The organism is Actinoplanes sp. NPDC089786, from assembly GCF_040684855.1.
Classification (GTDB): Bacteria; Actinomycetota; Actinomycetes; order Mycobacteriales; family Micromonosporaceae; genus Actinoplanes.
In genome coordinates this window covers 24,073-44,107 of record NZ_JBFBGU010000009.1, presented here as the reverse complement: position 1 = coordinate 44,107, position 20,035 = coordinate 24,073, and the positions used below count along the sequence as shown (strand labels likewise).

At 73.3% G+C, this 20,035-nt stretch carries 13 protein-coding genes; 8 read left to right on the top strand and 5 right to left on the bottom strand.

Going from position 1 to position 20,035, the window contains the following annotated elements; genetic code table 11:
- Positions 1-29: 29 nt before the first annotated feature.
- Entirely contained in the window at positions 30-1,148 is a 1,119-nt protein-coding gene (locus AB0O15_RS25010) for a peptidase (protein ID WP_364322771.1), read from the bottom strand.
- A 36-nt stretch (positions 1,149-1,184) separates the two neighbouring features.
- Entirely contained in the window at positions 1,185-2,552 is a 1,368-nt protein-coding gene (locus tag AB0O15_RS25005; RefSeq protein WP_364322769.1) for a helix-turn-helix domain-containing protein, read from the bottom strand.
- A 174-nt stretch (positions 2,553-2,726) separates the two neighbouring features.
- Between AB0O15_RS25005 and mptB the strand changes: the two genes are divergently transcribed.
- From mptB to AB0O15_RS24965, 8 genes are all read left to right on the top strand, one after another.
- On the top strand, positions 2,727-4,160 hold the full coding sequence (mptB, locus tag AB0O15_RS25000; protein ID WP_364322766.1) for a polyprenol phosphomannose-dependent alpha 1,6 mannosyltransferase MptB: 1,434 nt from the start codon (positions 2,727-2,729) through the stop codon (positions 4,158-4,160).
- Positions 4,157-5,314: a glycosyltransferase 87 family protein gene (locus AB0O15_RS24995; RefSeq protein ID WP_364322763.1), complete on the top strand. Its 1,158-nt coding sequence runs from the start codon at positions 4,157-4,159 to the stop codon at positions 5,312-5,314. Before mptB ends, AB0O15_RS24995 begins: the two co-directional genes overlap by 4 nt.
- Before the next feature lie 48 nt (positions 5,315-5,362).
- Positions 5,363-6,490 (top strand): serine hydrolase domain-containing protein, encoded by a 1,128-nt coding sequence (locus AB0O15_RS24990; RefSeq protein WP_364322759.1) that lies wholly within the window; start codon positions 5,363-5,365, stop codon positions 6,488-6,490.
- Between the two features lie 76 nt (positions 6,491-6,566).
- Positions 6,567-7,844, top strand: a complete 1,278-nt coding sequence (locus AB0O15_RS24985) for a sigma-70 family RNA polymerase sigma factor (protein ID WP_364322755.1) — start codon at positions 6,567-6,569, stop codon at positions 7,842-7,844.
- A gap of 56 nt (positions 7,845-7,900) precedes the next feature.
- Positions 7,901-8,989 carry a histidine kinase gene (locus AB0O15_RS24980; RefSeq protein WP_364322752.1) on the top strand — a complete coding sequence of 363 codons (1,089 nt, stop codon included), beginning with the start codon at positions 7,901-7,903 and terminating at the stop codon, positions 8,987-8,989.
- A gap of 79 nt (positions 8,990-9,068) precedes the next feature.
- On the top strand, positions 9,069-9,734 hold the full coding sequence (locus AB0O15_RS24975; RefSeq protein WP_364322748.1) for a response regulator transcription factor: 666 nt from the start codon (positions 9,069-9,071) through the stop codon (positions 9,732-9,734).
- A 136-nt stretch (positions 9,735-9,870) separates the two neighbouring features.
- Positions 9,871-10,641 (top strand): ABC transporter ATP-binding protein, encoded by a 771-nt coding sequence (locus tag AB0O15_RS24970; RefSeq protein WP_364322744.1) that lies wholly within the window; start codon positions 9,871-9,873, stop codon positions 10,639-10,641.
- On the top strand, positions 10,638-13,133 hold the full coding sequence (locus AB0O15_RS24965) for an ABC transporter permease (protein ID WP_364322739.1): 2,496 nt from the start codon (positions 10,638-10,640) through the stop codon (positions 13,131-13,133). Before AB0O15_RS24970 ends, AB0O15_RS24965 begins: the two co-directional genes overlap by 4 nt.
- A 68-nt stretch (positions 13,134-13,201) precedes the next feature.
- On the opposite strand, the gene AB0O15_RS24960 is transcribed toward AB0O15_RS24965, so the two are convergent.
- The 3 genes from AB0O15_RS24960 to AB0O15_RS24950 all read right to left on the bottom strand — a co-directional run bounded on the left by AB0O15_RS24960 (position 13,202) and on the right by AB0O15_RS24950 (position 20,014).
- Positions 13,202-15,223 (bottom strand): hypothetical protein, encoded by a 2,022-nt coding sequence (locus AB0O15_RS24960; protein WP_364322734.1) that lies wholly within the window; start codon positions 15,221-15,223, stop codon positions 13,202-13,204.
- Positions 15,224-15,319: 96 nt separating this feature from the next.
- A complete protein-coding gene (locus AB0O15_RS24955; protein ID WP_364322730.1) occupies positions 15,320-17,614 on the bottom strand; it encodes a hypothetical protein in 2,295 nt (764 codons plus the stop codon).
- Between the two features lie 72 nt (positions 17,615-17,686).
- Entirely contained in the window at positions 17,687-20,014 is a 2,328-nt protein-coding gene (locus AB0O15_RS24950; RefSeq protein ID WP_364322728.1) for a hypothetical protein, read from the bottom strand.
- Positions 20,015-20,035: the final 21 nt, after the last annotated feature.

Sequence of the window (20,035 nt, the reverse complement as noted above, 5' to 3'; positions counted from 1 at the left end):
GCACCGGTGTTGTGGAACTTGAGGAGTTCTCAGTCGGCGATCCAGATTCCGTAGTCGCGGGTCGCCGTGCCGAAGTCCTGGAAGCCCAGGATGGTGTTGTTGCCGACGTACGTGTAGCAGTTGATGCCCTTGGCGATGGCGCCGCCGCTGGCCGAGCCGGAGTAGACCGGGCCGCCGCTGTCGCCGCCTCGGACCGCCGCCTGGCCGTCGACCTGGCGGGCCTCGACGGCGTCGCCCGGGTCGGTGTTGAACTTCTCGACCCGCAGGTTGCAGACCGGGCCGCCGATGTCGCGGGCCGAGGAGCCGCCGGACTGGCACAGGTACTCGCCGGGGAACACCCAGTCCCAGCCGTCGACGTTGATGATCGCGTTGCTGTCCAGGCCACCGACGTACATCTGGTTGTCGACCGAGCCGGTGGACACCAGGCCGAGGTCGTGGGTCGGGTTGTCGCCGGTGAAGGTGCCGATGACCTCGCCCACGCCGTCGCGGACCTGGTTGCCGTTGTCGCCGCAGTGGCCGGCCAGCAGCAGGAACTTCTGGTTGGCGCCGTTGCGGACGGCGAAGCCGCCGGTGCAGCGGGCGTTGCCGATGAGCGCGTCGGCGCCGCCGATCCAGGGGGCCCAGTCGTCACGCCGGCTGGTCTCGACCTTGGCCCCGGTGACCTCGACGGCGACCGGGACGCCGGCCTTCGGGGCGGTCTTCAACGGGGCCGCGACGCCGAGGACGACCTTGCTGCCGTCGACCGCGTACTTGACCCGCGCGCCGGGGTGGGACGCGGACAGCGAACGCCCGGCCGCGCGCAGCTCGGCCAGCGAGTGGGCCGCCGTGCCGATCGTGACCGGCGCGAAGGACCGGGCGGCCGCGACGATCTTGGTCATGGTGGCCGGCACGGCGCCCTTCCACCAGAGCACGACGTGGTCGCCGGCCAGCTCGACACCGGCATATCCGGCGTACGCGCCGCGCTCGATCTCGTTGCGGACCGCGCTCGCGGCCTTCTGCAGGGGGATCTGCTTCTGGTACCGCTCGGGGAACTGGAACGTCTGCGCCGTCCGGTCGGGGGCGGCCGGCGCCGCGCCGGCCGGGGGGACGGACACGACGAGGGCGATCGCGGTGGCGATGCCGAGGGTGGCGGCGAGGCGTCTCTTCATCCGACTGCCTTTCGATGATGAAGCGGGGGGATGGCCCTAGCTGACCATCGGATCCAGGCCCGGACCAGGCACATGACCGGCATAACCCGACCTGCCGGTCACCGGCGCCACGGTGTGCTGGAGCACCCAGCCGACCATCCGGGCGCGGGCGTCGACCACCGCCCGGCCGGGTTCGCCGCGCAGCTGGTCGAGGGCGAAGAGCCGGACGAGCGGGTGGAAGCGGTAGCGCTCGCCGGCCGTGCCCAGCAACCCGAAGTCGACCAGTTCCTCCAGCGCCGCCGCGGTGCACGTCTCGGGCAGGTCGGCGGTGACCGCGACGAGGCCGGCGCCGAAGTCGGCCGGGGCGAGCAGGGCGCAGCGGCGGAAGACCAGGGCCGCGGCCGGGGTCAGCTGACCGTACGGGACCGCCAGGGCCGCCCGGACGCCCTGGTCGCCGGCGGTCAGCGTGCTCAGCCGCGTACCCTCCGGACGAAGTTGACCCACCGCTCTCGCCACGCTCCAGGAGGGGCGGCAGGCCAGGCGGTTGCCGGCGATGCGCAGGGCCAGGGGCAGGTGACCGCAGAGGCCGGCCAGCTCGGCGGTCGCGTCCGCCTCGGCGATCGCGCGCGGCCCGATGATGGTCCGCAGCAGCGCGCGGCCGGCCGGGTGGGTCAGCACGCCCAGCGCCAGCCGCTCGACCGCCTCCAGGCCGGTGAGCGGGCGACGGCTGGTGACCAGCACGAACGACCCGGCGCCGGCGGGCAGCAGCGGGCGCACCTGGCATTCGTCGGCGGCGTCGTCGAGCACCACGATCAGCCGCCGGTCGTGGGTGAGGGTGCGGTAGAGCGCGATGCGGGCGGCGCGGGTCGGCGGGACCTGCTCGTCGGGGAGGCCGAGCGAGCGCAGGAAGCGGCCGAGCGCGACGGCCGGGTCGAGGGGCTTCGCGGTGCCGCCCAGCAGATCGGCGAAGAGCTGGCCGTCCGGGAAGCCGCTGCGGACCCGGTGGCCGGCGCTGACCGCGAGACTGGTCTTGCCGATGCCGGCCAGGCCGTGCAGGACGACGATGGCGGGGCCGGGGCGGCGGAACGCGATGCCGGGCGAGGCGAGCGAGGCCAGCCGGGCCAGTTCGCCGTCGCGGCCGGTGAGGTCGTTGATCGCCGGCGGCAGCTCGCCCGGGGGCGCGGGCTCGGCGTCGGCCGGGCTCCGGGTGGCGAGCGCGAGGAAGCGGGACCGGTCGGCGCCGGCCAGGAGCAGGGCGTCGGCGAGAAGCGCGGCGGTACGCGGCCGGGGCGCTCGCCCCCGGCCGCGTTCCAGCTCACGGATGCAACGGACGCTCAGGCCGGAGACGTCGGCCAGCCGCTCCTGGGTGAGCCCGCGCAGCCGGCGCAACTCAGCCAGCCGACCGGCGAACTCCCCCATAGACATCGATGCTATTGAATGTCAGGCAGAACAAAACCGTTAACCGTATTTACAGATCAGCGACCGGTGGTGCCGCAGCCGATGCCGGACCCGTAGCTGAGTCCCCATCGTGACAGCAGGTGCACCCGCACGTCATGCAAGCGTTCACCGATCGCCACGATCGGTGGCAAAGATCCACCGGTGCGCAGAGATCACGTCGCCCTGTCCCGGGCCACCGGGTTCGGCGGCTCCGTCCTGATCGCGGCGGGCGGCCTCGGCGCCGGCGCCCTCCCGGTCGGCATCCCGTTCTTCGCCGGCGGCACCAACGCGCAGATCGGCCTCGTGGCCGTCTACAGCGGGCTGCTGCTGCTCGTGCTCGGCTGGTGGTGGTACGGCAAGACCGGGCATTTCAACTCTGCCGCCGGTCGTGACGAGGGCGGTGGCGGGGCTGCGGACGGCTGGCGCACGCTCGCTCTCTGGTCCGCTCCGCTGCTGTTCACCCCGCCGCTGTTCAGCCGGGACGTGTACAGCTACCTCGCTCAGGGGCAGATGGTGGGCGCCGGGCTCGACGTCTACCACGTCGGACCGTCGGCGCTGGGTGGCGCGATCGCCGACCAGGTTCCGGCGATCTGGCTGGACACGCCCAGCCCGTACGGCCCGGTCCTGCTGATCGTGGCCCGGCTGATCGCTCCCCCGCTGGCCGAGCACCTGCTGCTCGGCGTGATCGCGATGCGGCTGATCGCGGTGGGTGGCCTGGCCCTGCTCGCGGTGGCCACCCGGACGCTCGCCCGGTCCGCCGGTGTCCGGCCCGCCTCCGCCGCCTGGCTGATCGTGCTCAACCCGCTCACCCTGATCCACTTCGTCGGCGGCGCGCACAACGACGCGCTGATGGTCGGCCTGCTCGCCGCCGGTCTGGCCGCCGCGGTACGCCGCCGCCCGGTCGTGGCGGTGGTTCTGGTCGTGGCGGCGGCGCTGGTGAAGGCGCCGGCCGTGCTGGGGCTGGCCGCGGTCGCCGCGATCTGGGCCCACCAGATCAACGGCCGGTTCCCCCGGGTACGCGCGACCGCCGCCGTCGCGGGCACGGCCGGCGTGGCGACCGCGCTGATCACCGCGGCGGCCGGCACCGGGTACGGCTGGATCCTCGCCCTGCAGACGCCGATGTCGCCGCACAACTGGTCGCTCACCAGCGGCCTCGGACGGGTGACGGCGTCCCTGCTGGACGGCGGGATCAGCGCCACCCTGGCCCGCGACGTGTGGCGCTGGGCGGGCCTGCTGGCCATGCTGATCGTGGCCGGGCTGGTGTGGACGTACCGCGCGAAGCTGGGCCCGGTCTACGGCCTGGGTCTCGTCCTCAGCGCGGTGGTGGTCTTCGGTCCGGCGCTGCGCCCGTGGTACCTGCTGTGGGGCCTGGCCCCGCTGGCCGCGGCCGCCGTCGACCAGCGCGTGCGGCAGATCTTCGCGGGGGTCTGCGTGGTCCTGGCCGTCGCCGTCCTGCCGGACGGCTTCGCCCCCGACGCGAACCGGGTCCTGCTGGCCACGATCGGCGGGCTGATCGGCATCGCGGCCTTCATCACCGTACGGATCTCGTCGGTGCTCCTGACCCGCGCCGGCGCACTCGCGCAGGAGGCCCGATGACCAACCGTCGCCAAGCCGCGCTGGTGATCGGCGCGACCGTGGCCGTCGGCGTCTTCCTGGCCACCATCCCGACCTTCCGGCACTTCTTCGACCTCGGCGTCTACCGCGGCGCGGTGCAGGCGTGGCTGCTGCACGACGGCGACCTCTACCGGTACCGCTACCAGGGCACCGAGTACGGCTTCACCTACCCGCCGTTCGCCGCGATCGTCCTCGCGCCGCTGGCCTGGACCTCGTGGCCGGTCGCGGTGGCCGCCGGCCTGGTCGTCAACACGGCCATGGTCGGCCTGCTGATGCGCTGGTACGTCATGCCCGTCCTGCGGAACCGCGGCTGGACGGCGTGGAGCCTGGCGCCGCTGATCTTCCTGGCCTTCCTGCTGTTCGAGCCGTCCCGGGACACGTTCAGCTACGGCCAGATCAACCTGGTGCTGCTCGTGCTGGTCTGCGCCGACCAGCGGAACCTGGACAACGGCCGGTCGGCCGGCTGGGGCATCGGGCTGGCCGCGGCGATCAAGCTGACGCCCGCGGTGTTCATCGGCTACCTGATCATCCGGCGGCAGTACCGGGCCGCCGCCACGGCGACCGCCACCGCGCTCGGCGTCACGCTGATCACCTGGCTGGTGGCGCCCGCGTCATCAGCGACCTTCTGGGGCCACGCGCTCTGGGACACGCAGCGGGTCGGCCGGACCGAGTACGTGTCGAACCAGTCGCTGCACGGTCTGGTCGCCCGGCTCCAGGCGCCGGAGACGGTCTGGCCGGCGCTGGTCGCGCTGGTGCTCGCGTTCTGGTGGTGGACGGCCCGCAACGCCGGCCACCGCACCGGGTTCGCGCTGACCGGGCTGGTCGCCGTCCTGATCAGCCCGATCTCCTGGGTGCATCACCTGGTCTGGCTGCTGCCGGCGCTGTTCCTGCTGCTCGAGCGGAACATCGACCGGCCTCGGCGGCTGGCCGCGGTGGGTGGCGCGCTGGTCATCATGAGCAGCAGCCTGGTGTGGCTGTGGTGGGACAAACCGTTCGGCTGGCTGTCTTTCCCGGGCAGCAACGCGTACGTCTGGATCACCCTCGGGCTGCTGATCGCGGTCGGCCACCCCTTGATCCGCCGGGGTAGTGCTGGCTGTACCACCGGTCTCCAGCCTGTGGGATCGATCAAGGAGTAGGTCCGGCGGGAGGCTTCTGGTGTCCGAAACAGACATCAGGAGGAAGCCATGAAGGCACTCGCCGTCACTCTCGCCACCGCCGTCGCGCTCACCGGCGCGCCGCTCGCGGCCGGACAGTCCGCCACCGCCAAACCCCCGACGCGCGACGCGGTGCAGCGGGCGCTCGACGGGCTGGTCGGCGCCGACGGCTTCCCCGGGGCGCTGGCCTCGGTGCGGCAGACCGACGGGCGTACCCGCGACTACACCAGCGGCGTCGGCGACCTGCGCACCGGCGCGAAGGTCCCGGTCGACGGCCGGGTGCGGATCGCCAGCAACACCAAGATGTTCACCTCGGTCGTGGTGCTCCAGCTGGTCGGCGAGGGCAAGGTCGACCTGGACGCGCCGATCGAGGACTACCTGCCCGGCCTGGTCCGGGGCGACCACTGGGACGGCCACGACATCACCGTCCGGCAGCTGCTCCAGCACACCAGCGGCCTGCCCGACTACGACGACCTGGTCACCGACCTGCTCGACATCCAGCACCGCTACTGGGAGCCGCGCGAGATGGTGGACGCGGCGCTGGCCCGCACCGAGGGCCCCGGGCACGGCGAGTGGAGCTACAGCAACACCAACTACATCCTCGCCGGGCTGCTGGTGCAGAAGGTGACCGGCCGCCCGATCGGCGAGGAGATCACCAACCGGATCATCACGCCGCTCGGCCTCCGCGACACCTACTGGCCGGGCGTCGGCGACCAGGAGATCCGGGGCGCCCACCCGCACGGCTACCACAAGAACAAGCCCGGCGACCCGTGGACCGACGTCACGGTCATGGACCCGTCGATGGGCTGGGCGGCCGGCCAGCTCATCGCCAGCCCGAGCGACGTCAACCGCTTCCTGACCGCGCTGATCAAGGGCCGGCTGCTGAAGCCCGCCCAGCTCGAGCAGATGCAGACGACCGTCGACGCCCCCGGCTTCGACACCCGCGGCGACGCGAAGTACGGCCTGGGCATCGCCACCTTCACCCTCACCTGCGGCGGCATCGCGTGGCAGCACGGCGGCAACTCCCCCGGCTACACCACGGTCGACGCCGTGACCACCACCGGGAAGTCGGCGACGATCGCGGTCACCGCCCTGCCCACCGCCCTGGAACAGGTCACCCGGCTCGAGAACGCGCTGGACGCCGCACTCTGCCGGTGAAGCCGTCGTCGCGGGCCGGCTCAGAAAAGTGAGGGGGCCTGTCATCATCGGTGACCGGTGATGGCGTTTGACTCACGTGACGTTCGAGGAATTCGATCAGACCGCGCCGCACGACGACCGGGACGCGATGCTCCGGCTGATCGCCGCGTTGCCGCCCCGGCAGCGCGCGGTGATCGCCCTGCGCTTCTACGAGGATCTGTCGACCGAGCAGATCGCCGACGTGCTCGGCTGCCGAACCGTCACCGTCCGCACCCATCTGGCGCGAGCGCTCGCCACCCTCCAGGTGGCCGCGCCCGCCGAGCGGATCCTGTCCGGCCTGCCCACGCGGATCGCACGGGCCCGGCGTCGCCGGCGGATCGGCGCGGCCGCCGGCAGCGGGCTGGTCGCGGCGGCGGTGGCCGCGGCCATCGCGATCCCGTCGCTCGTGGTCGGGCCGGATCACACGGCGGTCGGGCCGCCGCCCGGCAGCACGGCGGACGTCCCGGTCTTCTACCGGCCGGGCCGGATGCCGGACGGCTTCACCGAGCGGTCCCGCCGGTACAGTCTCGATCCCGACGGTCCCGACGGCTGGTCGGTGGTGCAGCGGTGGGAGAAGCCCGCCGCCACCGGGGCGCGGGCCCGGCCATCGGTCGAGCTGCAGATCTGGCCGGCCCCGCGGGGCACCGCGAAGCTGCTCGGTGCGGCCGGCGAGCCGGTCGACATCGACGGCGCCCCGGGCCGCTACGCGCGCTCCGGCGACGGCACGACGTCCCAGGTGAGCTGGTCGCCCCGGGCCGGCGTGGTGCTGAAGATGACCGCCGTCGACGTGGACGTCGCGCGTGACGTGCTGCTCGGCACGGCCCGGTCGGTGAAGCCCGATCGGGACACCCTGAACCCGCCGATCCGGGTGCGCTCGCTCCCGGAGGGCTGGCTGGTCACCGGCGCGGTCATCACGGCCTCGACCTACCCGCGGTGGACGGCCCAGCTCAATCTCCTCAAGCGGCCGCCGCGGGCCGGCGGGCCGGTGCTCGGCCTCACCATCGCGGTGAGCGCCAAGAACCTCCGGCCCGTCGGCGCCTGGAACGAGACGGTCGCCGGGAAGCCGGCCCGCTTCCTGGGGAAGCAGTCCACCCTGGAGGTCGATCTCGGCAAGGGCGTGATGCTGAGCCTGTCCGTGTCCGGCGTCGCCGCCGATCGGGCTCTGCTGGTCGAGATGGCCGAGAACGTCGCGGTCACCGGGACCGGGGGTGGGCTGGCTGGGCGGCCGGTGAACGGACGCCCGGCCGGCCCCCGATCAGCTCGCCGGCGCCCGCCGGGTGCAGGCCCGGGTGACGTCGTTGAGGTTCAGGACCAGGACACCGACGCGATGGTGTGATCTCCGACCGCGGTCTGATGGCAGGCCGCGGCGGGATGTCTACCCTGGTGGACGCCATGCGTACTCCTGACCGCTCCATGCTGCTCCGCGACGCGGGCCTCGCGCTGGGCGTCGCGGCGGTCAGCCTCTTCTTCGCGTACCCGAGGCCGGTGGCCATGGCCGTCGTGCTCGGCATGTGCGCGCCGCTGGTGGTCCGCCGGGCATACCCCTGGGTCGCGCTCGCCGCGCTGACCGTCGCGGCGGTGGTCCATGTCGTCACGCAGGAGAGCCCGACGGTGGCGGTGGTGGCCGTGCCGATCATGGTGCACAGCCTCGCCCGCTGGTCGACGACGGCCTGCGCACGGGCCGGGCTGGTCGTCGCGCTGGCCGGTGCCGTGGTGACGCCGGTCTGGTTGACCAACCGGCCGGAGGAGCCGACCGTGGCCGGCTGGGCGACGACCATCGTGTCGGCCGCCGGGACCGTCGTCATCGCGTTCATCGCCGGCCGGCGAGACCACGACCGCCAGGAGCGGGAGACACAGCGGGAGCAGGAGCGGGCCGAGCGCCGGCGGCTGGAGCTCGCCGAGCACGAACGTGCCGTCCAGGCGGCGGCGGCCGGGGAACGCACCGCGATGGCCCGCGAGGTCCACGACATCGTGGCACACTCGCTGTCGGTCATCGCGGTCCAGGCCGAGGGCGGCCGGGCGCTGACGGCGCGGGACCCGCGGCGGGCCCCGGAGATCCTGGAGACCGTCGCCGAAACCGCCCGGGAGGCCCTCGACGACCTGCGGGAGCTGGTCGCGATGTTGCGCGGCGACGGGCCGGCGGCGGCCGGCCGGCCGGAACGCGGCTACCGACCGGCGCCCGGGATCGGCGACATCGACGAGCTGGTGTCGCGGCTCGACGGCCGGGTCCGGCTGCGGGTCGCCGGCAACCGCCGGCAGGTCGGCCCGGTGGCCGGGATGACGGTCTACCGCCTGGTGCAGGAGAGCCTGACCAACGCGCTGCGGCATGCCGGACCGGGCGCCGCGGTCGACGTACGGCTCGACATCGGCGAGCGGGCGATCGACCTCGTGGTCCGCGACGACGGGTACGGCGCGTCGGCGGCCGGGGCACCGGCCTGGCGGCGATGCGCGAGCGGGTCCAGCTGCACGACGGCACCCTGACCGCCGGCCCTCGCTCCGGCGGCGGTTTCGAGGTGCACGCGGTCCTGCCGACACACCGTGCCACGGGATCGGCGGGCCGATGACGCTCGGCACGTTCATCGTCGACGACCAGCGACTCGTCCGGGACGGACTGCGGATGATGATCGAGGCGCAGGACGACCTGACCGTGGTGGGTGAGGCCGGCGACGGCCGGGAAGCCGTCACGAAGCTGGAAGGCGTCGACGCCGACGTGGTGCTGATGGACGTCCGGATGCCGGTCATGGACGGCGTCGAGGCGACCAGGCGGTTGACCCAGCTCGGACACCCGGCGCGAGTGCTCATCCTGACCACGTTCGATCTGGACGAGTACGTCTTCGAGGCGCTGCGCGTCGGCGCGGCCGGGTTCCTGCTCAAGGACGTCCGCCAGGAGGAGCTGCTGGCGGCGGTCCGCGGCGTCGCCGCCGGCGGCTCGGTCCTCGCGCCGTCCGCGACCCGGCGGCTGATCGCCCACTTCGCCGACCGGTTGCCGGGCGGGCCGGCCGCACCCGACGAACGCCTCGGGCTGCTCACACCCCGGGAGACCGAGGTGCTCGAGGCGATCGCGTCCGGCGCCGTCAACGCCGAGATCGCGGCCCGGCTGCACATGGCCGAGGCCACGGTGAAGACCCACATCGGCAACCTGCTGTCGAAACTGCACTGCCGCGACCGGGTCGCCCTGGTGCTCTTCGCGTTCGAGGCCGGCGTGGCCACACCGGACCGCCGGTAGTCCCCCGACCACCTCGCTGCCCTACGACCACGGTCGCAGACGCCGTGCCGAGGTCCGGACCATGGACCGATCTGCTCCTGCCCACGGCTGCATACGTTGGGACGCAACGGATTCAGCAGCGACAGTGAGGATTCTCATGACCGCACACAGCTCCGCCGTGGACCGCCGGCGGCCGCCGGACACGACATCCGCGGCCGCCGCACGGGACCTCACCAAGACCTACGGCGCCGGCGACACGGCCGTCCCCGCGCTGCGCGGCGTCACGGCCACCTTCGGGCGCGGGACGTTCACCGCCGTCATGGGCCCGTCCGGGTCCGGGAAGTCCACGTTCATGCACTGCCTGGCCGGGCTGGACCGGCCCACCGGCGGCCACGCGTACATCGGCGACCAGGACATCTCCGCGCTCGACGACCGGCGGCTGACCGAGGTCCGGCGGGACCGGATCGGCTTCGTGTTCCAGTCGTTCAACCTGCTCCCGACGTTGACGGCCGTGCAGAACATCCTGCTGCCGCTGGATCTCGCGGGCCGTCCGGCGGACCCGGCCCGGCTCGCCGCCGTCGTCGGCTCGCTCGGTATCGGCGACCGTCTCGACCACCGTCCCGCCGAGCTGTCCGGTGGGCAGCAGCAGCGGGTGGCGATCGCGCGGGCCCTGGTGACCGGACCGGAGGTGCTTTTCGCCGACGAGCCGACCGGCGCCCTCGACTCCCGGACCGCCGCGACCCTGCTGGACTTCCTGCGCCGCTCCTGCCGCGACCTGGGCCAGACGATCGTGATGGTGACCCACGACCCGATCGCCGCCTCGTACGCCGACCGGGCGCTGCTGCTCAGCGACGGTCTGATCGTGGACGAGCTGATCGACCCCACGGCGGACGCGGTCCTCGGAGCGATGCGGAGCCTCGCCGCATGACCGCCGGCCCCCAGGCCCGCTTCCCGATGGCCCGCAACCCGATGGCCCGCAACGCGCTCGCCGAACTGCGGCGCAACCCGCGCCGCGTGGTCGCCGTCATTGTCGCGATCATGATCAGCGTCGGTTACCTCACCGCCTCCGTGACCATCCTCGCGGGCGAGACGGCGACGTTCGAGCGGAGCCTCATCGCCCGGGTCGCCGAGACCGACGTCGTGGTCACCGTCGGCGCCGGCGACCCGGCCGGGTGCGCCGGCCTGGCCGCCCGGGTCTCGGACGTGGCCGGGGTCGCCTCGGCCGACCTCAGCCTCCTTTCCCGCGGATGGGTGACCGGCACCTCCGACTGGGTGCAGCAGCAGTCGGTCCCGGCCAACCCGAAGCTGCGCTGGACCGACCTGGCCGAGGGGCGCTGGCCCGGCGGGGCCGACGAGATCGTCCTCGGCAACGTCACCGCTCGGCAGCTCAACCTGGGCGTCGGCGACCGGATCACGCTCAACGACAAGAATTCGTCCACGACGCTGACCGTCACCGGCCTCACCCGTCAGGGCGACTCGCTGCTGTCGGGGCTGACGCTGAGCTCCTTCGTCGCTCCGTCGTTCTACACCGCCGCGGACTCGATCCACACGTCGGGGCAGACGGAGATCCTGGTCATCGGCGACGGTTCGGTCTCGCCGGAGCGGCTCGCCGAACGGGTCGCGGCGGTGGCCGCGGGCAGCCGGGTGGAGACGTCCTCCGGGATGGTCCAGCGCATCATCTCCCAGCGGACCCAGGGCGTGTTCATCTTCCAGCTGCTGCTGCTGGTGTTCGGCGCGATCGCGCTGCTGGTCGGCACCATCATGATCGTGAACACGTTCCTGATCCTGGTCGCGCAGCGGCGCCGGCAGATCGGGCTGCTCCGGGCGGTCGGCGCCCGACGCGACCAGATCCGGCGCGGGCTGCTCGTCGAGGCCACCGCGATCGGCGCCACCGGGTCATTGCTCGGCGTCGGGCTGGGCCTGGCGCTCTCGGCCGTGATCGCGGCCGTGCTGGACCAGCCGTTCACCGTACCGGCCGGGCAGGTCGTCGCCGTCGCCGTCGTCGGGCTCGCGATCGCGGTGCTGTCGGTGCTGGTGCCGGCACGACGGGCGGCCACGATCGCACCGCTGGACGCGCTCCGCACCGTCGCCGGCGACGCGGCCGGGCGCCGGACGTCGCTCGCCCGCCGTACCGCGCCCCTGGCCCTGGCCGCCCTGGGGCTGGCGGCGATCGGCCTCGGCTTCACGGACACCGCCTTCGCGCTGCCGTTGTCCATCGCCGGGTCGTTCGTGTGCGCCGTCGGGCTGCTCTCCGCCATCGGGTTGTACCTGCCCGCGCTGCTGCGTGGTCTGGGCTCGACCCTGCGTCGTGCCGGCCCGACCGCGCGGCTGGCCACGGACAACACGTTGCGCAATCCCGGCCGGGCGGCCGCGACCGGTGCCGCGCTCATGCTCGCCGTCGGGCTGGTCGTCGCCCTCCAGGTCGGCGCGGCGAGCATGAAGGCGACGGCCGACGGCAATCTCGCCGCCCGCTTCCCCGTTGACGTCACCGTGTCGATGTTCGACGGCCCGCTGCCGGCCCGCACGGTCGGCGACATCGCCGCGGTCGCCGGGATCGCCGACGCCACGGGGGTACGGTCGACGCGGGTCACCATCGGAGTCGACGGGAAACCGAAGCCCGTCCGGGCGCTGAGTCCCGGCACCGACGCGATGGCCCTCTTGTCGGCGCCGCGCCCGCCGATCACCGCTCGGGTCATTCTCGCCGACCCCGACCTCCTCGAGGACGCCGGCATCCGGAACGGCAGTCCGCTCACCGTCACCGGGCGGTCCGGGTCGGTCACCCTGCCGGTCCGGGGCGATCCCCTGGCACCCGGCGACGGGCTGATCGTCGCGCCCGGCGTCCTCTCGGCCCTCGACGACCGTGCCCCGGTCGGCACGGTGTGGGCGAAAGCCCGGCCCGGGGCCGACATCACCGACCTGCGGTCGCAGCTGCGCACCGCCGCCGAACCCCTCACCGGTGCGGAGGTCAGCGGCGGGCTGACGGCGAAACTGGTCTACCACACGGCCCTGGACCGGCTGCTGGCCATGACCACCATGCTGCTCGCGGTGGCGGTCCTGATCGCGCTCGTCGGCGTCGGCAACACCCTCGGTCTGTCGGTGCTCGAACGCACCCGCGAGTCCGCGCTGCTGCGCGCCCTCGGACTGCACCGCCGGCAACTGCGCTGGATGCTCGCCATCGAGGCGGCCCTGCTCAGTCTCGCCGGCGCCGCCGCCGGCATTGCCGCCGGGACGTTCTTCGGCTGGGTGGGCAACCACGCGGTCAGTGGCCAGCTGAACCTGGAGAACATCCAGTTCGCCATGTCGGTGCCGCAGACCCTCGGGGTTACCGTCGTGGCCGTGGCCGCCGGCGTCCTCGCGTCGGTCCTGCCCGGCCGGCGGGCGGCCCGGGCGACGCCGGTGGAGGCTCTCGCCGAGACGTGACCGGCGGTTCTTCGCTGATCCTGGGCCGGCTGGGCGGCCGGTGAACGGACGCCCAGCCGGCCCCCGGATCAGCTCGCCGGCGGGGCCGGGAGGCTGCGCCCGGTGAAACCGGCCGGGGCCGCGGACGACTTGGCCGCGGTCGGCGGCGCCTGCCGGGTGTAGACCCGGGTGACGTCGTTGAGGTTGCGGAACACGATGATCCAGGACTCGCCGGACCCGTTGGTGATCGGCGCGACGGTCGGGTCGGTGGCCGCCGGGTCGGGGATGTCGGGGCTCAGCCGCTCCCAGTCACCCCAGGTCCCGGTGCCCTGGCCGGTTTCGAACACCCGGTAGATCTCGTTGTCGGCGCCCCGGGCGACGACCGCGGTCCGGCCGAGCCCCGGGTCGAGGATCGCCGCCGGCGCCCCGGCCGCCACGAACGTGCCGACCGCGCCCCAGGCGGCCGGCCAGGTGCCGTCCGCGTTCTGGAACTTGGACTGGATCGTCCCGTCCGCCGCCCGGACGAAGACCCGCGTCCGGAAGCCCGGGTAGACCACCGCGGCCGGGCCACTGACCCCGGCGTCGCTGATCGTCGTCCACCCCGACAGGGTGCCGCCGAAGTCCGCGGTCTTGAGCACGCCCGCGGTGTCGGTGGCGAAGAGCCGGACACCGGACCGGCCGGCCGCCACGGTCGGCACGCCGGCCAGGTCGGCGTCGCCGAGATCGATCCAGTCGCCGTACGTGGCGCTGTTGTTCGCGGTCTGGGTCTTGGCCCACAGCCGGCCGTCACGGCCGACCGCGAACAGCACGACCCGCCCGTCGCCGAGCCGGCCGATCGCCGGGGCGGCGGTGACCCAGCCACCGGCGTCGGCCACCGGGCCGAACCCCGGGGTGTCGGCGTTCGCCTGCTTCCAGGTCCACACGTCGCCGTCGGTGTTCAGGCCGGCGAGGACGGTCTTCCGGTCCTCCTGCTCGCCCAGCGCCGGCACCCCGCTGAAGGCCTCGTTGCCGGCGATCACCGTGAACGTCACGTCGGTGAAGACGTCCGGGTTGCGCTGCACGCCGGTGCGCAGGCGACCGAGGTTGTCCACGTACGCGTAGGTGATCGGTTTGAGCGCGGTGCCCGCGGGCGCGCCCTGGAAGGCGACCGTACGCGCGTACCTCGGGGTGGTCAGTTGCTGGGCGAACTCGCCGACCGGGGTCCAGGTGGCCGGCCAGTCCCCCGGTCCGAACGACTTCTGCTGGAGCTCGCCGGACGGGCTCACGCTGAACGTGTCGAGCTGGCTGGGGTTCTTGGAGGTGGCGGTGGGCGCGGAACCCGTGCCGCCGCCCAGCGAGATCCAGGTGGACCAGTTGCCACCCGAGTAGTAGCGGTGTTCGAGCTGGTTGTTCTGGCCGCGGACGAAGACGTCCAGGTGGCCGGCGCCCCACGACGTCACGCCGGGCGCCGAGGCCAGGGTGCCGCCCATGCTGCCGAAGGTGCTCCAGGCGCCGTTCAGGAACCAGGCGTGCCAGAGCGCGTTGTCGGTTCCGCGGACGAACACCTCGACGTGCCCGTTCTGGTACGAGGCCGCGGCCGGCGCCGAGGTGGACGATCCGCCCAGGTCGGCCCAGCCGGACCAGCCGTTGTCCAGGTACCACTTGTGCTGGACCGAGTTGCTCGCCCCCCGGATGAACACGTCGAGGTGCCCCGGCCCCCACGAGGCGGCCGACGGCGCCGAGGTCAGGACGCCGCCGAGGTCGGCCCAGTCGGCCCAGCCGCCGGCGCTCGTCCAGGTTCGCTGGACCAGCGTGTTCGAGGTGCTCCGGGCGAAGACGTCGAGCCGCCCCGCGCCCCAGGACACGGCCGACGGCGCCGAGCTGATCGAGCCGCCCAGGTCGTTCCAGCCGGTCCAGGCGCCGTTCACGAAGGTCTTCTGGTGCAGGGCGCTGTCCGGTCCCCGGGTGAAGAGGTCCATCCGCCCCGGTTCGACCGACTCCACCGAGACCACGGCGCCGTCCAGCGCGTCGATGGCCGGCGCGGCCGCGGCCGGCGTCGCCGGTGTCAGCGCGTACCCGATGGTCGACAGCAGCAGAGCCGCCGCGACCGTGATCGCCCGTACTCGTCTCATCTCGCCCGATCCCCCGATCGATCTATGTGGACAGTTGGGGAGGAGAGAAGGCCGCCGGTGGGCCCCCGGCGGCCTTCGCACCCCTGATTCCTCCGGTCAGTCCGCCTTCGGCGCCGGAAGTGTGTGCGCCGCGAAGGTCGCCGTCGCCGCCTTCTTGCCGGCTCCCGACACCTCACGCAGGTAGACGCGGGTGGCGTCGTCGCCGTCGCGGAAGACGATCGCCCAGGTCGAGCCGGAGCTGTTGCTGATCGGGGCGATGGCCGGGTCGGTGGCCGACAGGTCGGAGCCGGTCGGGTCGAGCGGCACCCAGTCGCCCCACGAACCCGATTCCGGCCCGGTCTCGAAGACCCGGTGGATCTGGTTGTCGGCGCCCCGGGCCACCACCGCGGTCAGGCCGGAGGCGGGGTCGACGATGGCCACCGGCGCGCCCGCCGCGGCGAACGTGCCCACGGTCTGCCAGGCGGCCGGCCAGGTTCCGGCGGCGTCCTGGATCTTGGTCAGGATGCTGCCGTCACCGGCCCGCACGAACACCCGCGGGCGGGAGCCGGACAGCAGCGCGGCCGGCTTGTCCTCGACACCCGCGGCGCCGATCGTGGTCCAGGCGCCGATCGTGCCGTCGTCGGCGTACCGGACCGTACGCACCGCACCGGACCAATCCCGCGCGAACAACTGCTGGCCGCCGGTGACCGGAACCGCGGTCACCGAGCCGGCCAGGTCCTGGTCACCGAGGTTGCGCCAGTACGAGGTGGTGCCGGTGACCAGCCGCAGGTGCCACAGCGCCCCGTTGTCGTCGACGCCGAAGCTGACGTTGACGCCGTTGGACAGGCCGACCGGGGTCGGCGGGAAGTCCATCGTGCCGCCGCCGTTGCCCCACGGGTTGAAGGTCGCCGCGCCGACCGCGGTCTGGCTGGCCACCCAGTAGTTGCCCAGCACGTTCGGCACGGTCACCTGGATCCGGCCGTCCGGGTACGCGTTCACGCCCGGCTGCCCCGCGTACGGCTCCTCGGTCGCCGGCGCCGCGCTCCACGTCACGGTGCCGAAGTCGTCCGGGTCGGCCTGGTGGCCGAGCCGCAGCACGCCGTTGTTGTCCACGTGGGCGTACTCGATCATGCCCGGCGTCCCGCTCGGGTTGGCCGGTTGGATGACCGAGGTCGGCGAGTTCTGGGCGATCGGCAGCGGCGGCAGCGACTCGGCGAACCAGCCCTGCAGGTCGACGATCAGGCGCACCGTACCGGTGGAGACGCTCTTGACCCTGATCTTGCCGTCGGTCCCCGGCCGGATGATGGCCAGACCGGCCCGGGCCTTGCCGGCGTTCCACGTCGACACCGAGCTGCCCGGCTCGGTGTTGCCGATCCCCCACGACTTGAAGTAGCCGTTCTGGGCCGGGCTGTTGGCCTCGAAGTTCAGCGCCAGGCCGGCGATTCCCCGGGTCGGCAGGCCGTTGGTGCCGCCGACCGGGACGTCGACCGTCCCGTTGGCCGGCAGCGTGGTGTCGATCAGGCGCTTGACCAGCGGCCGCAGCCCGGCGCCGGTGACGCTGAGGCCGGTCTGGTAGCCGAGCAGCCGGATCAGCACGTTCATCGTGCCGGCGCTGTGGTTGACCAGGTTGATCCGCCCGTCCGCGGCGAGCCGGACCATCGTGCCGGACGACGTCGTGCCGGTGTCGAAGGCGAGGTTGGCGGTCTCGCCGCTGCCCCCGGTGGGCGTGGTGCCGACCCAGCCCTCCGCGGTGGCCGACGCGACCTGCAGGTCGACGAAGACCGCGGGTGAGCCGGCCGGCACGACGCCGCCGAGCAGGTTGACCGTCCGGCTGGCGTTGGACGCGATGCCGGTCGCGTTCAGCACGGTCGGGTTGCCGATGACGGGTACGAAGCCGCCCGGCCCGCTCGCGCCGCGGACCGCGGTGTAGTAGCCGAGCACGTCGACCAGGACGTCGATGTTGCCGGCGTTGTTGTAGAGATTGAGCTTGCCGTTGGCGCCGGCCTCGACGATGGCCGAGTTCGACAGGTTGTCGGCGGCGGCGACGTTGACGGTCGCGACGCCCGGCCGGGCCGTCACGTCACCCTTCCACAGGGTCAGCCAGGTGGCCGCGGTCGGCGCCTTCGTGGTCACGTTGACCATGACCGCCCGCACGTTGGTGGTGGGCACCCCGGCCACGCCGAGCACCTGGAACTGGGTGGTGCTGGCCGGGCCGCGTACGCCCTTGGTGGTGCCGACCCCGGTCAGCGTGTTCAGCACGCGTCCCATGCCGGTCGACAGCGCGACGTAGTCGCCGCCCTTGCCGGAGTCATCCGCCCGGGCGGGCCGCGCCGCGGGCAGCGCCACCACCGCCCCGGCGGCCACCACCAGCGCCAGTAACACGTGGCGGAGTCGCCACCGATGCCTCGTCATTCCTACGTTCCTCCCCCGTGTGATCCGGGGGAGCACGCCGCGCACGACCCGCTCCCCCGGACAGCAAAGACGTCAGCGGCCGACCGGCGGCGCGGGCAGGGTGTGCCCCGTGAAGCCGGGCGTCGCGGCCCGTCCCTTCAGCGCCCCGGAGGTGATCTCCTGGCGCCGGTAGAGACGTTGAGCGTCGTTGATGTTACGGAAAACGATCACCCACGTCTGCCCCGATCCATTCTGCAGCGGGGCGATCGTCGGCTCACCGGCCGCCGGATCGGAGGCATCCGGGTTCAGCCGCTTCCAGTCCTCCCAGGCCGCCGAGCCCGCGGCGGTCTCCCACGTTTCGTACAGCTCGTTGTCGGCGCCCCGGACGACCAGCGCGGTGCGGCCGAGCACCGGGTCGAGGATCGCGGCCGGCGCCCCGGCCGCGGTGAACGTGCCGATCGTGGCCCAGTCGGAGGCCCAGCCCCCGGCGAGGTCCTGCCCCTTGGTCCGGACGCTGCCGTCGGCCGCCCGGACGAAGACCCGCAGCCGCGAGCCCGGGGAGACGACCACGGCCGGGCGGCCGGTCACGTCGCCGCCGAGGTTGGTCCAGGCGCCCATCGCGCCGTCGGTGGCGTACAGGGCGGTACGGACCGCGCCGGAGGTGTCCCGGGCGAACAGCTGCTGGCCCTGCGCGACCGGAACCGCGGTGACCGGTCCGGCCAGGTCCTGGTCGACCAGCTTGCGCCAGTACGAGGTGGTGCCGGTGACGACCCGGTAGTGCCACAGGGCGCCGTCCGCGTCGACGCCCAGCCCGACCGGGCCGGTGGACAGCGTGACCAGCGTCGGCGGCGAGGCCAGCGAACCGCCGATGCCGGTCCAGGGGTCGAAGGTGGCCCCGCCCTTGGCGGTCTGGCCGGCCGTCCAGTAGGCGCCCGCGGTGTTCTGCGCGATGACCTGGACCCGGCCGTCGGCGTACGCGGCGATGGCCGGCGGCCCGGTGTGCGGATCGGCCGTGGCCGGGGCCGCGGTCCACTGGAGCGACAGGAAGTTGTCCGGGTCGGTCTGGTGACCGAGCCGGGTCACACCGATGTTGTCGACGTACGCGTACTCGATCGTCCCGAGCGACGTCCCGGAGCCCGGCGGCTGGAGCACCGCGGTCGGCGCGTACTGCGCGATCGGCAGCGGCGTGATCGGTTCGGCGAACCAGCCCTGGAGGTCGAGGATCAGCCGGACCGAACCGGTGGAGTTGTTCTTCACCCGGATCTTGCCGTCCGTGCCCGGCTTGACGACGGCCAGCGCCGACCGGGTGCGATCGGCGTTCCAGTTGGCGATCGAGCTGTTCGGCTCGGCCGCGCCCAGGCCGTACGCCTTGAAGTAGCCGTTCTCGGTGTTGCTCTGCGCGGTGAAGTTGAGCGCGACGCCGGCGATGTTCCGGACCGGCAGGCCGAACGTGCCGCCGATCGGCAGGTCGACGGTCGCGCCGGCTGCCACGGTCTGGTCGGTGACCCGCTTGACCAGCGGCCGGTAGCCCGCCCCGGCGGTGTTCACGCTGGTGACGTAGCCCAGCAGCCGGGCCAGCAGGGCGACCTCGCCGGTGCCCCCGTTCCGGAAGTCGGCCCGCCCGTCCGCGGCGAGCCGGACCATCACGCCATGGGCGGTGGTGCCGTTCTCGTGGGCCAGCACGGCGTGCTCACCGCTGCCGCCGGTCGGCCTGGCGCCGATCCAGCCGTCGGCCGTGGCCCGGTTGGTCTGCAGGTCGAGGAAGACCGCCGTCGACCCGGCCGGCACCACGCCGCCGAGCAGGTTGACCGAGATGGTGCCGCCGGCCGGGACCAGGCCCGGCGACGGCACGCCGATGCCGGCCGCGGTGCTCAGCACGGTGGGGGTGGACGGCACAGGCACGAAGCCGCCCGGCCCGGCGGCGCCGGTGATCGTGGTGAAGTAGCCGAGCACGTCGACGATCACGTCGATCTTGCCGACGCTGTTGTAGAGCTTCAGCTTCCCGTCCGCGCCGACCTCGACGATCGCCGAGTTGGACAGGTTGTCGCCCGCCGCCACGTTGACGTGCTGGACGCCGGGCCGGGTCGCCAGCTCGCTCCGGAACAGCGTCAGGAAGGTGACCTCGGTCGGCGCCTTGGTGGTGATGTTGACGAACACCGCCTTGACGTTGGTGGTGGGCACGCCACCCACCCCGAGCACTTGGAACGGCGTGATGCTCTGGGGGCCACGCTGCCCCTTGGTGGTGCCGGTCCCGTTCAGCGTGTTGAGCACGCGGGCCATGTTCGTCAGCGGCACATAGTCGCCGCCCCGGCCCGCCGCGTCGGCCAGCGCGGCCGGCGCGCTCGGCACCGCCACCACGGCTCCCACCGCCACGGCCAGCGCCACCACCACGTGGCGAATCCGCCACCTACGCCTGATCATTGGTCCTCCCCAGATGCGAAA

Coding starts and splice junctions, on each gene's coding strand:
- AB0O15_RS25010 (WP_364322771.1), bottom strand. CDS start 1,148: ATGAAGAGACGCCTCGCCGCCACCCTCGGCATCGCCACCGCGATCGCC.
- AB0O15_RS25005 (WP_364322769.1), bottom strand. CDS start 2,552: ATGTCTATGGGGGAGTTCGCCGGTCGGCTGGCTGAGTTGCGCCGGCTG.
- AB0O15_RS24995 (WP_364322763.1), top strand. CDS start 4,157: ATGACCAACCGTCGCCAAGCCGCGCTGGTGATCGGCGCGACCGTGGCC.
- AB0O15_RS24990 (WP_364322759.1), top strand. CDS start 5,363: ATGAAGGCACTCGCCGTCACTCTCGCCACCGCCGTCGCGCTCACCGGC.
- AB0O15_RS24980 (WP_364322752.1), top strand. CDS start 7,901: ATGCGTACTCCTGACCGCTCCATGCTGCTCCGCGACGCGGGCCTCGCG.
- AB0O15_RS24975 (WP_364322748.1), top strand. CDS start 9,069: ATGACGCTCGGCACGTTCATCGTCGACGACCAGCGACTCGTCCGGGAC.
- AB0O15_RS24970 (WP_364322744.1), top strand. CDS start 9,871: ATGACCGCACACAGCTCCGCCGTGGACCGCCGGCGGCCGCCGGACACG.
- AB0O15_RS24965 (WP_364322739.1), top strand. CDS start 10,638: ATGACCGCCGGCCCCCAGGCCCGCTTCCCGATGGCCCGCAACCCGATG.
- AB0O15_RS24960 (WP_364322734.1), bottom strand. CDS start 15,223: ATGAGACGAGTACGGGCGATCACGGTCGCGGCGGCTCTGCTGCTGTCG.
- AB0O15_RS24955 (WP_364322730.1), bottom strand. CDS start 17,614: ATGACGAGGCATCGGTGGCGACTCCGCCACGTGTTACTGGCGCTGGTG.
- AB0O15_RS24950 (WP_364322728.1), bottom strand. CDS start 20,014: ATGATCAGGCGTAGGTGGCGGATTCGCCACGTGGTGGTGGCGCTGGCC.